This is a genomic window from Pseudomonas sp. BN607 (assembly GCF_029871175.1).
In the GTDB taxonomy this organism is placed as follows: Bacteria; Pseudomonadota; Gammaproteobacteria; order Pseudomonadales; family Pseudomonadaceae; genus Aquipseudomonas.
Map to the genome: position 1 here is coordinate 19,130 of NZ_SSOE01000069.1, position 11,753 is coordinate 30,882.

General features: G+C 62.1%; 7 protein-coding genes. 3 read left to right on the top strand and 4 right to left on the bottom strand.

Translation table 11 applies throughout. From position 1 onward, the window contains the following. The first annotated feature begins 346 nt into the window (after positions 1–346). Both hrpA and E8E68_RS25990 read left to right on the top strand, forming a co-directional pair. The gene (gene hrpA / locus E8E68_RS25985; protein ID WP_266028819.1) at positions 347–4,252 is read left to right on the top strand and encodes an ATP-dependent RNA helicase HrpA; all 3,906 of its coding nucleotides are present in this window, start codon (positions 347–349) and stop codon (positions 4,250–4,252) included. Positions 4,253–4,426: 174 nt separating this feature from the next. Beyond that, complete coding sequence (locus tag E8E68_RS25990) at positions 4,427–5,548, top strand: beta-ketoacyl-ACP synthase III (protein WP_280346118.1); 1,122 nt, start codon at positions 4,427–4,429, stop codon at positions 5,546–5,548. Positions 5,549–5,749: 201 nt separating this feature from the next. Here the strand turns inward: E8E68_RS25990 and E8E68_RS25995 are convergent, their stop codons facing one another. Further along, entirely contained in the window at positions 5,750–6,994 is a 1,245-nt protein-coding gene (locus E8E68_RS25995; RefSeq protein WP_266028821.1) for a putative porin, read from the bottom strand. 262 nt (positions 6,995–7,256) lie between these two features. On the opposite strand from E8E68_RS25995, the gene E8E68_RS26000 reads away from it, so the two are divergent. Then, positions 7,257–8,384, top strand: coding sequence for a GNAT family N-acetyltransferase (locus tag E8E68_RS26000; protein ID WP_266028822.1), 1,128 nt, complete (start codon positions 7,257–7,259; stop codon positions 8,382–8,384). A 104-nt stretch (positions 8,385–8,488) separates the two neighbouring features. On the opposite strand, the gene E8E68_RS26005 is transcribed toward E8E68_RS26000, so the two are convergent. The 3 genes from E8E68_RS26005 to E8E68_RS26015 all read right to left on the bottom strand — a co-directional run bounded on the left by E8E68_RS26005 (position 8,489) and on the right by E8E68_RS26015 (position 11,749). Then, positions 8,489–10,321: an ABC transporter ATP-binding protein gene (locus E8E68_RS26005; protein ID WP_110743712.1), complete on the bottom strand. Its 1,833-nt coding sequence runs from the start codon at positions 10,319–10,321 to the stop codon at positions 8,489–8,491. Between the two features lie 64 nt (positions 10,322–10,385). Further along, positions 10,386–10,943: a peptidylprolyl isomerase gene (locus E8E68_RS26010; RefSeq protein WP_110743711.1), complete on the bottom strand. Its 558-nt coding sequence runs from the start codon at positions 10,941–10,943 to the stop codon at positions 10,386–10,388. Then, positions 10,937–11,749: an alpha/beta hydrolase gene (locus tag E8E68_RS26015; protein WP_266028823.1), complete on the bottom strand. Its 813-nt coding sequence runs from the start codon at positions 11,747–11,749 to the stop codon at positions 10,937–10,939. The genes E8E68_RS26010 and E8E68_RS26015 overlap by 7 nt, the downstream gene beginning before the upstream one ends. Positions 11,750–11,753: the final 4 nt, after the last annotated feature.

Consider the following 11,753-nt stretch of genomic DNA (forward strand, 5'->3'; position numbering starts at 1 on the left):
CTCCGGGCCTTCGGGAGCGAAGGGCGCGACGACGGAGGGGCGATGGGCTGGGAGGGAGTCATGCCTTCGATACTCACATGCGGCGTAAGGTTGATTAAAGCAGTGAATGGCAACCTTCACATCGCACGTGGCTAAACATTCGTGTCACTGCTGCCGGCCGCTTCGCAGGTGAACCCGCTTCCACAGGATTGCTTCAGGGCTGAGTTCTGTGAGGTACCTGGGGGCGCGGGTTCACCCGCGAAGAGGCCGGTACTGGCAGCAGAGAGCCGGCAAATCTGCGACAATCGCGCAACCTTCGAATGCCGATCATGAAAAAGCAGGCTCACCTGCATCATTAAAAAGCCCCATGACTGACCACGCCATCGACAAACTGCTGCAAAACCTCGACCACGCCATGATCGCCGACCGCCATCGCCTGCGCCGGCAACTGCACGAACTGCGCAAGCGCCCCGATGAGGCGAAGCTGGCGCAGTGGGTGGAAAGGGTCCAGGCCTCCTGCGCCCAAGTCACCGCACGCCAGCAGAGCGTGCCGACCGTGCGTTACGACGACAACCTGCCGATCGCCGCCAAGCGTGACGAAATCAAGAAGGCCCTGGCCGAACACCAGGTGCTGGTGATTGCCGGTGAAACCGGCTCGGGCAAGACGACCCAGCTGCCGAAGATCTGCCTGGAGCTGGGCCGTGGCAGCCATGGCCTGATCGCCCACACCCAGCCACGCCGGATCGCCGCACGCAGCGTGGCGGCGCGCGTTGCCGAAGAACTGGGCACGCCGCTGGGCGGGCTGGTCGGCTACCAGGTGCGCTTCGAAGACCAGAGCGATGCCAACACCCTGGTCAAACTGATGACCGACGGCATTCTGCTGGCCGAAACCCAGCATGATCGCTTCCTTGAACGCTACGACACGATCATCGTCGACGAAGCCCACGAACGCAGCCTGAATATCGACTTCCTGCTTGGCTACCTGAAGACGTTGCTGCACCGCCGGCCAGAGCTGAAGCTGATCATCACCTCGGCGACCATTGACCTGGAGCGCTTCTCCCGGCACTTCGATGGCGCTCCGATCATCGAGGTCTCCGGCCGTACCTTCCCGGTGGAAACCTGGTACCGCCCGCTGACCAGCGAGCAGGACGAAGAAGGCAACCAGATCGAGGACGACCTCACCGTCGACCAGGCCATCCTCGCTACCCTGGACGAGTTGGCCCAGCACGAGCGTAGCGAGGGCAAGGGCCCGGGTGATGTGCTGATCTTCCTGCCGGGCGAGCGGGAGATCCGTGATGCCGCCGAGATCCTGCGCAAGGCGCAGTTGCGCCATACCGAGATCCTGCCGCTGTATGCGCGTTTGTCGCCAGCCGAGCAGCAGCGCATCTTCCAGTCGCACACCGGGCGCCGGGTGATCCTGGCCACCAACGTCGCGGAAACCTCGCTGACCGTGCCTGGCATCCGCTATGTGATCGACACCGGTACCGCGCGTATCAGCCGCTACAGCTACCGCGCCAAGGTCCAGCGCCTGCCCATCGAGGCAGTGTCGCAGGCCAGTGCCAACCAGCGTAAGGGCCGTTGCGGCCGGGTCGAGCCGGGGATTTGCGTACGCCTGTACAGCGAAGAAGACTTCAACGGCCGGCCAGCGTTTACCGACCCGGAGATCCTGCGTACCAACCTGGCGGCGGTAATCCTGCAGATGCTGCACCTGCGCCTGGGCGCCATTGATGCATTCCCGTTCATCGAGCCGCCAGATGGCAAGGCCATCAGCGACGGCTTCAACCTGTTGCAGGAACTCTCGGCCGTCAACCGCGAGAACCAGTTGACGCCGATCGGCCGGCAGTTGGCGCGCTTGCCGATTGACCCGCGGTTGGGCCGCATGCTGCTGGAAGGCGCACGCCAGGGCAGCCTGCAGGAAGTGCTGATCGTTACCAGTGCGCTGTCGGTGCAAGACCCACGCGAGCGCCCGCCGGAGCGCCAGCAGGCCGCTGATCAGGCGCATGCGCAGTGGAAGGACGCCGATACCGACTTCGCCGCGCTGGTCAACTTGTGGCGGGGTTTCGAAGAGCAACGCCAGGCCCTGACTGCCAGCCCGTTGCGCAACTGGTGCCGCAAGAATTTCCTCAACTACCTGCGCTTGCGCGAGTGGCGCGATGCCCATCGTCAGTTGTCGCTGATCTGTCGCGAGCTGCAGTTGGCAGTCAACAAGGAACCGTCTGACTATCAGAAGGTGCACAAGGCCATCCTCAGCGGCCTGCTCAGCCAGATTGGCCAGAAAACCGAAGAGGGCGATTACCAGGGCGCCCGCCAGCGGCGCTTCTGGGTGCATCCGTCTTCCGGTATCGGTCGCAAGCGCCCGCAGTGGGTAATGGCCGCGGAACTGGTCGAAACCACCAAGCTGTATGCGCGTATGGTTGCCAAGATCGAGCCTGACTGGATCGAGCCGCTGGCTACCCACCTGATCAAGAAGAATCACTTCGAACCGCACTGGGAAAAGAAGCGCGGGCAGGTGGTGGCCTATGAACAGATCACCCTGTATGGCCTGATCCTGGTTGGCCGCCGCCCGGTACACTTCGGCCCGATCGACCCAGTGACCTCGCGTGAATTGTTCATTCGCGAGGGCCTGGTTGGCGGTGAAATCCAGTCGCGGGCCAAGTGCCTGGCGGCGAACAAACGCCTGCTCGAAGAGCTCGATGAGCTGGAGGCCAAGGCTCGTCGGCGCGACATTCTCGCCGATGAAGAAACCCTGTACGCCTTCTACGAGGCGCGCTTGCCAGCGGAGATCCACCAGACCGCGACCTTCGATGCCTGGTACCGCATGACCAGCCAGAAGGACCCGAACCTGCTGATCATGCGCGAGGAAGACGTACTGGCCCGCGAGGCCAGCGAAGTCACCGCGGCGCAGTACCCGGACAGCCTGCAAGTCGGGGAACTGCGCCTGCCGTTGACCTACCACTTCGAACCAGGCCACCCGCGTGATGGCGTGACCGTGCGGGTGCCGGCGCCGCTGTTGCCGAGCCTGCCGGGCGAGCGCCTGGAATGGTTGGTGCCAGGCTTGCTGGAAGCCAAATGCGTGGCGTTGGTGCGCAACCTGCCCAAGGCTCTGCGCAAGAACTTTGTGCCGGTGCCGGACTTCGTCAAGGCTTCGCTGGCGCGGATGGCCTTCGGCCAGGGCGCGCTGCCCCAGGCCCTGGGCCAGGAATTGTTGCGCATGACTGGTGTGCGGGTGTCCGATGAGGCCTGGGCCGAGTCGGTCAACCTGGTCGAGGGCCACCTGCGCATGAATATCGAAGTGGTCGATGGCCAGGGTAAGTTCCTTGGCGAGGGCCGCGACCTGGCCGAATTGACCGCCCGCTTTGCTGCCGCCAGCCAGGCTGCATTGGCCGTACCGCGTACCGAGAAGAGCGAGCAGCCGGTGCAGGCCAAGGCGTTCAGCGAGGTCAAACAGACCGCCCAGCAGAAGATCGCCGGCCTGTCGATGACCGTTTACCCGGCACTGGTGGAAGAAAACGGCAGCGTGCGTGAGGGCCGCTTCTCGACCCAGGCAGAAGCCGAGTTCCAGCACCGCCGCGCCCTGCAGCGCTTGTTGTTGCAGCAGTTGGCGGAGCCTGCCAAGTTCCTGCGCGGCAAGCTGCCTGGCCTGACCGAGCTGGGCCTGCTGTACCGCGAACTGGGCCGTGTCGAGGCGTTGGTCGAGGACATTCTGCTGGCGAGCCTCGACAGCTGCATCCTTGACGGTGAAGCGACGTTGCCGCGTGACGGTGCAGCGCTGGCCGGGCTGGCTGAGCGCAAGCGCGGCAGTTGGGCCGAGCATGCCGAGCGCCTGGCCCGGCAGACGCTGGAAGTGCTCAAGTTGTGGCACGGCTTGCAAAAGCGCTTCAAGGGCAAGATCGACCTGAGCCAGGCGGTGGCGCTGAACGACATCAAGCAGCAACTGGGCAACCTGGTGTACCCGGGCTTTGTGCGTGAGACCCCGGCCGCCTGGTTCAAGGAGCTGCCGCGCTATCTCAAGGCGGTGGAGCTGCGCCTGGAGAAGCTGGGTTCGCAAGTGCAGAAAGACCGGGTGTGGAGCGGCGAGCTGGCCAACCTGTGGGCGCAGTACAAAGCCCGGGTCGACAAGCATGCCCAGGAAGGCAAGCGTGATGAACAGCTGACCTTGTACCGCTGGTGGCTGGAGGAATACCGGGTGTCGCTGTTTGCCCAGCAGTTGGGGACGAAGGTGCCGATTTCCGACAAGAGACTGAGCAAGCAGTGGAGTCAGGTGGAAGGCTAACTTCCTTGATTTGTGGCACACTTCAGTGAGTTTGGGGCCGCTGTGCGGCCCTTCGCGGGGAAGCCCGCTCCACAGGGTTCGGGGTACGCCCCTTAATTGGTACTGAAGTGCCATTATCCTGTCATATTTCCAGCCAGCGCCCCGTGGCGATGGCCTTTGACCAGAGGAACGACCGTGCATAATGTCGTGATCAGCGGCACCGGCCTGTATACCCCGGCCCAGAGCATTTCCAACGAAGAACTGGTGGCCTCTTTCAATGCCTGGTCCGAGCAGTACAACCAGGACAATGCCGCCGCCATCCAGCGTGGCGAAATCGAAGCAGCCCCCGTGTCCGACGCGGCGTTCATCGAAAAGGCCTCGGGCATCAAGAGCCGTTTCGTCATGGACAAGGCTGGCATCCTCGACCCCCAGCGCATGAAGCCGCGCTTGCCTGAGCGCAGCAACGACGAACCGTCGGTGCTCTGCGAAATGGCTGTGGCAGCTGCCCGCCAGGCGCTGGAGCGCGCAGGCCGCAGCGCTGCCGATGTCGACGGGGTGATCGTCGCCTGCTCCAACCTGCAGCGCCCGTACCCCGCGATTGCCATCGAAGTGCAACAGGCGCTGGGTATCCAGGGCTTTGCCTTCGACATGAACGTGGCGTGCTCTTCGGCCACCTTCGGTATTCAGACTGCTGCCAACAGCGTGGCCCTGGGCCAGGCGCGCGCAGTGCTGATGGTCAACCCGGAGGTGTGCACCGGCCACCTGAACTTCCGTGACCGCGACAGCCACTTCATCTTTGGTGATGCTGCCACTGCGGTATTGCTCGAGCGCGCGGACAAGGCCACTTCGGCGCACCAGTTCGACATCGTCAGCAGCAAACTGTGGACCGAGTTCTCCAACAACATCCGCAACAATTTCGGCTTTCTCAACCGTGCGGCGGAAGAGGGCGAAGGCGCAGCAGACAAGCTGTTCATCCAGGAAGGCCGCAAGGTGTTCCGCGAAGTGTGCCCTAAAGTGGCCGAGCTGATCGGCGAGCACCTGCAGGAAAACAACCTGCAGCCGAGCGATGTGAAGCGCTTCTGGCTGCACCAGGCCAACCTCAGCATGAACCACCTGATCGTCAAGAAGCTGCTGGGGCGTGAAGTGTCCGAGGAAGAGGCACCGGTGATTCTGGACCGTTACGCCAATACCAGCTCGGCGGGGTCGGTGATTGCCTTCCACCTGTACCAGGATGACCTGGCCAAAGGCTCGTTGGGCGTGTTGAGCTCGTTTGGTGCGGGGTATTCGATTGGTAGCGTGATTCTGCGCAAGCGCTGATTCATCAGGCGCCTGTTACGGCCTCTTCGCGGGCTTGCCCGCTCCCACAGGTACAGCACAGTTCTCAAGGTCTGTGGTGATTCTGTGGGAGCGGGCAAGCCCGCGAAGGGGCCGGCGCATTTCACACAGGCAAAAAGAAGCGGGAAACGCCGGATGGGGTCGGCATTTCCCGCTTCACCGTGAAGCTGAGGAGGGTGGTGCTTAGAACTTGGCTTCCAGGTCTACCTGCAGGGTGTCTACGTCAGCATTGCTGTTCGGCAGCTGCGACAGGTCGGTCTTGGCCATCAGGTAGGCAGCACCCAGGGAGAAGTTCTTGTCGATTTCGTAACCGACCTTGAACTTGTGACCACGCGAGCCGGTGAAGCCGTTGCCAAAGTCCGAATCGGTGAACAGGCTGACCACCGCATTACGCTGCACATCGCGGTAGTTGTAATCCAGGCTCCAGGCGCCCACTTTGGTTTTCAAGCCGGCCAGCCAGGCCTGATCTTCGCCATCGGTGCTCTCGGTATTCTTTACATACTGACCATACGCCGACAATGGAATGGCAAAGCCGGTGAAGTCGATCTGGCCAAAGCCTTCCACCAGATTGAACTCGTTGGTGGTGTTGCCGAACGACTGCAGGATGGTCGCTTCCTTGTCGTTGTCATAACCATAAATGCTGGCGCCCACGGTGAGCTTGAGCACATCAGCTGGGGCGAACTTGGCGCCCAGCTGGCCGTGGTAAACCTGCGCATCGTGCTTGTACTGGACACCATCACCATCGACGTTGTCCTTCAGGGTGTACTGACCGGCGCTGGCAAAGACTTCGGCCCCGCCCAGGTCAGCCTTGTAAGTGGCAGCCACACCTTCCGGGTTGATGTCGCTATCCCAGATGATGTCGCCCATGCTCACCCAAGGCTGTTGCATCTTGCCGCCAATCAGGTGCAGGTTAGGGACTGCAGTCGGGTGCCAGTCGAGATAGGCCAGGTCGACCCACAGCGACTTCTTGTCGAAGTAGTTGTCGAAGCTCTGGTTGGTCGAACGTCGGTCAGCGCTGCTGCCAGTGGCTATACGGACCCCAGCGTCGACCTGCGGGTTGATCTCGCTGTAGAAGCCGACACGGGCACGCACTCGCTGGCGGTCCTGGTTGCCGCTGCTGCTGTTCGGGTCGTCGACGTTGACGTCTTCGTAACGCAGGCGCACATCACCCTTGATCTGGGTCTTGGCGGCCCATGCCACTTTTTGTTCAAAGGAGCTCATACGTTCGGACTGAGCTTTCTGGTCGGCCTTTTCCTTGGTTTCTTTTGCCAGGTCGCCCTGCAGTTCGTTGTACTGCGCCTGGTTGATCGAGCCATTGGCGCGGAGCATTTCGAGCAGCTTGGCGTCGACAGCAGCACTGGCCGGGGCACTCAGAGCCAGCATCATGCCGGTGAGGCTCACTCCGGTAAGTGTAGAAACAAGACGCATAAAGATCTCCCTACTGAAAAAAATGGGGGAGGCTCAAGCGCCTGCCCCTGCGTTGGCATGTCTTCGGAAAGGGCCTGAATAGACAGGTTCTTGGGTTCCGGAAAACAGGCGCAAGTATTGCGGGGGCCAATGACAGATTAATGTCTAATTAGTGGCACTGTTGTTAAGTAATTGAGAATAAAAGGATCAGACTGGCGTTCGTCATTTGAGTGACGGGCATTACTTGGTGATACTGAAGGCCTTCCGACCGCGAGCCAAAACCGTGACCAGCCTGTACAGCCTTGCCCATTTGCGTGATCTTCCGGCGGCCACCTGGGATGCCCTGGTGCCGGCGGGCCAACCGTTCCTGTGCCATGCCTTCCTCAGCGCGATGGAAGACAGCGGTAGCGTGCAGCGCAACACCGGCTGGGCCGCCGAGCACTTGGTGCTGGAGCGTGACGGGCAGGTACGGGCACTGTTGCCGGCGTACCGTAAGTGGCACTCATATGGCGAGTATGTGTTCGATCATGGCTGGGCCGATGCCTGTGAGCGGGCCGGCATCGCCTACTACCCAAAACTGCTTGGCGCTGTACCGTTCAGCCCGGTCAGCGGCCCACGGCTGCTGGCGGCTGATCCGGCTGACGGTTTGTTGATGCTGCAGGCTCTGCCGGAGTACCTGGGCAAGGGTGGGCTTTCCGGCGCGCACATCAATTTCACCGACCCGGCGTTGGACGCGCAGTTGGCGGGCCTGCCTGGGTGGATGGAGCGCCTGGGTTGCCAGTTTCACTGGCAAAACCGGGGGTATCGCGATTTCCAGGACTTTCTCGACAGCCTTAGCTCGCGCAAGCGCAAGCAGATGCGCAAGGAGCGCGAGCAGGTGGCGGGGCAGGGTATCGACTTCCGCTGGTACCGCGGTGATGAACTGGACGAGGCACAGTGGGATTTTGTCTTTCTGTGCTATGCCAACACCTATGCGGTGCGCCGTCGTGCCCCCTACCTGACGCGCGAATTTTTCAGCCTACTGGCCGAGCGCATGCCCCAGGCGGTGCGCGTGGTGATGGCCCGCCAGGGTGGGCGAGATGTGGCCATGGCCTTGAGCCTGGTGGGTGGCGACAGCCTGTTTGGCCGCTACTGGGGTTGCCTGGATGAGTTCGACCGGCTGCATTTCGAGACGTGTTTCTACCAGGGTATGGACTTTGCCATTGCTGAGGGTTACCAGCGTTTCGATGCCGGGGCGCAGGGCGAGCACAAGTTGATCCGCGGGTTCGAGCCGGTGTTGACGCGGTCGTGGCATTACCTGCTGCACCCGGGGTTGCGGCGGGCGGTGGAGGATTTTCTGCTGCAGGAACGGGAAGGGGTCAAGGGGTATGCCGAGGAGGCGCGGGGGATGTTGCCCTACCGCCGGGACTGAGAGATCTGTGTTGCCTGCGCGGCCTTTTCGCGGGTAAACCCGCTCCTACAACGATAGCGAACCTGTGTAGGAGCGGGTTTACCCGCGAAAAGGCCGCGCAGGTGTCAATCGACCCCGACAAAACCTCCGGTCTGGTGGTGCCACAACCGGGCATACAGCCCTTGCTGCTCCAGCAACTCACTGTGGCTGCCACTCTCCACAATTCGCCCCTTGTCCAGCACCACCAGCCGGTCCATACGGGCAATGGTGGAAAGCCGGTGGGCAATGGCGATTACCGTCTTGCCCTGCATCAGCGTCTCCAGGCTTTCCTGGATCGCCGCTTCCACTTCCGAATCCAGCGCCGAGGTGGCCTCGTCCATGATCAGGATCGGTGCGTTCTTCAGCAGCACCCGGGCAATGGCGATACGCTGACGCTGGCCACCCGACAGCTTGACCCCACGTTCGCCTACATGGGCATCGAAACCGGTGCGGCCCTGGGCATCCGAAAGCTGCGGGATGAACTCGTCAGCCCGTGCGCGGCGCACGGCTTCCTGCAGTTCTGCATCGCTGGCACCGGGGCGACCGTACAGCAGGTTGTCGCGAATCGAACGGTGCAGCAGCGAGGTATCCTGGGTGATCATGCCGATCTGCGCCCGCAAGCTGGCCTGGCTGACCTCGGCAATGTCCTGGCCGTCGATCAGGATGCGCCCGCCCTGCACGTCGTACAGACGCAGCAGCAGGTTGACCAGGGTCGACTTGCCGGCGCCGGAAGGGCCGATCAAGCCGATTTTCTCGCCAGGGCGGATGTCCAGGTTGAGCCCTTCGATCACATTGGCAGCCTTGCCGTAATGGAAGTCGACATCATCGAAACGCACTGCGCCGCGGCTGACCTTGAGTGCCGGGGCATTGGGCCGGTCGGTGACGGTGACCGGCTGGGCGATGGTCTGCAGGCCGTCCTGGACCATGCCGATGTTCTCGAAAATGCCGTTGACCACCCACATGATCCAGCCTGACATGTTGACGATGCGGATCACCAGACCAGTGGCCAGGGCGATGGCGCCGACCGTGATCAGCGACTGGCTCCACAGCCACAGCGCCAGGCCCGTGGTGGTGACCACCAGCAGGCCGTTGAGGGTGGTGATGACCACGTCCATGCTGGTGACCACCCGTGAAGCCAGTTGGGTTTTCTCGGTCTGCTCGCGGATGGCTTCGCGGGCGTATTGCTGCTCGTAGTCGGTGTGGGCGAACAGCTTGAGGGTGGCGATGTTGGTGTAGCCATCGACGATTCGCCCCATGAGCTTGGAGCGGGCGTCGGAAGAAATCACCGAGCGCTCCTTCACCCTCGGCACGAAGTAGCAGAGCGCGGCGATGTAGCCAATGATCCACAGCAGCAGCGGCAGCATCAGGCGCCAGTCGGCCTCGGCAAACAGCACCAGCGAGGTGATGGCGTAGATCAGCACGTGCCATAGCGCGTCCACGGCCTGCACAGCGGAGTCGCGCAGCGAGTTGCCGGTCTGCATGATGCGCTGGGCAATGCGCCCGGCAAAGTCGCTCTGGAAGAAGTTCAGGCTCTGCTTGAGCACGTAGGTGTGGTTTTGCCAGCGGATCAGGCTGGTCATCCCCGGGTTTATGGTCTGGTGCACCAGCAGGTCATGCAGGCCGAAGAACACTGGCCGCAGCAGCAGGATCACCACCAGCATCCACAGCAGTTCGCCGCTGTGCTGGCTGAAAAAGTTGGCGTTGGGCTCGCCCTGTGCAAGGTCGATGATGCGGCTGAGGTAGCTGAACATCGCCACCTCGATCAGCGAGGCGAACAGGCCGACCACCAGCAGTGCAAGAAAACTGGGCCATACCTGGCGCAGGTAGTACAGGTAGAACGGCCACACGGTCGTCGGTGGCGATTCGCTGGGGGCTTCGCGAAAGATGTCGATCAGTTGTTCGAAACGGCGGTACAGCATGGGTGATGACACTCCTGTTCCATCCGGCCCTCAGGCGGTTTCACATCCTTGTGAAAGCCTGCGGTCAGTCGATGCGTTTGGCCGACTTGATGTACACCGGGTCGCTCGGCACATCACGCATGCCTTTCTTGACGGTGGTCGGCGAGTTGACGATCTGGTCGACCACTTCCATGCCCTTGGTCACTTTGCCGAACACGGCATAACCGGCGTCGCGGCCCGGGTTGAGGAAGTCGTTGTCGGCGACGTTGATGAAGAACTGGCTGGTGGCCGAGTTCGGGTTGGACGTGCGTGCCATCGACAGGGTGCCGCGGGTGTTCTGCAGCCCGTTGCTGGCCTCGTTCTTGATCGGGGCCTGGGTATCTTTTTGCACCATTTGGTCAGTGAACCCCCCGCCCTGAACCATGAAGCCCGGGATCACTCGGTGGAAAATGGTGTTGTTGTAGAAACCGCTGTCGACGTATTGCAGGAAATTCTTGGTGCTGACAGGCGCCTTCTCGGCGTTGAGTTCGATTTCGACCTGGCCGAAGCTGGTGTCCAGCAGAACGTGCGGGGTCTTGTCGGAGGCCATCACGCTGGTGGCGAAGGCGACCGAGCAGGCGGTGAGCAGGAGTTTTTTCAGCATGGGCTCAAAGATCCTTGAGAGGTGGAAGCGGCTGCGAGGAACTGCAGCAGGGTCTGGTTGAAGACCTCGGGTTGATCGAGGGGTGTAGCGTGCCGGGAATCGTCGACGACCACCAGCCTGGCGTTGGGCATCAGGGCGACGTAGCGCTGTTTCAGTTGTATCGGGGTGTAATCGTGGTCGGCCGCGATGACCAGCGTAGGACAGTTGATGCGGCCGATGCGTTCCTGTACGCCCCAGTCGACGATGGCGTCGAAGCTTTTCAGGTAGGCGCGCTTGTCGTTGCGCGCCCAGCGCTGGGCCATCTTCTGGCGCAGGTCAGCCTGGTGAGGTTTAGGGAACAGTCGTTCGGCCAGGCCCTTGCCGACGGTTTCGACACTGAGAATGCGCGCCATGCCCCAGCGCTTTAGCCACCACAGCCAGTCACTGCGGGTGCGACGCTTGACCTCAGGAGCGCTGTTGACGATGCACAGGCTGCGCAACCATTGCGGGTGGTCGACGGCAAACTGGAAGCCGACCATACCGCCCATGGACAGGCCAACGAAGTGCACCGGGCCGGTGTGCAGGTGTTCGAGCAGGGCCAGCAGGTCGGCACTGAAGGTAGCGATCTGGTAGCCGTCACGCGGCTTGTCGGAGCGGCCGTGGCCGCGGATGTCCATGAGGATCACCCGGTAGTGCTGGCTCAGCACGGGTACCTGCAATTCCCAATCCTGGCAACTGGAGCCCAGCCCATGCAGCAATACCAGTGGTTCGCCCTGGCCGTATTCCTCGTAATGCAGTGCGCATCCTTCATGTTCGAAACAGGCCATGGGC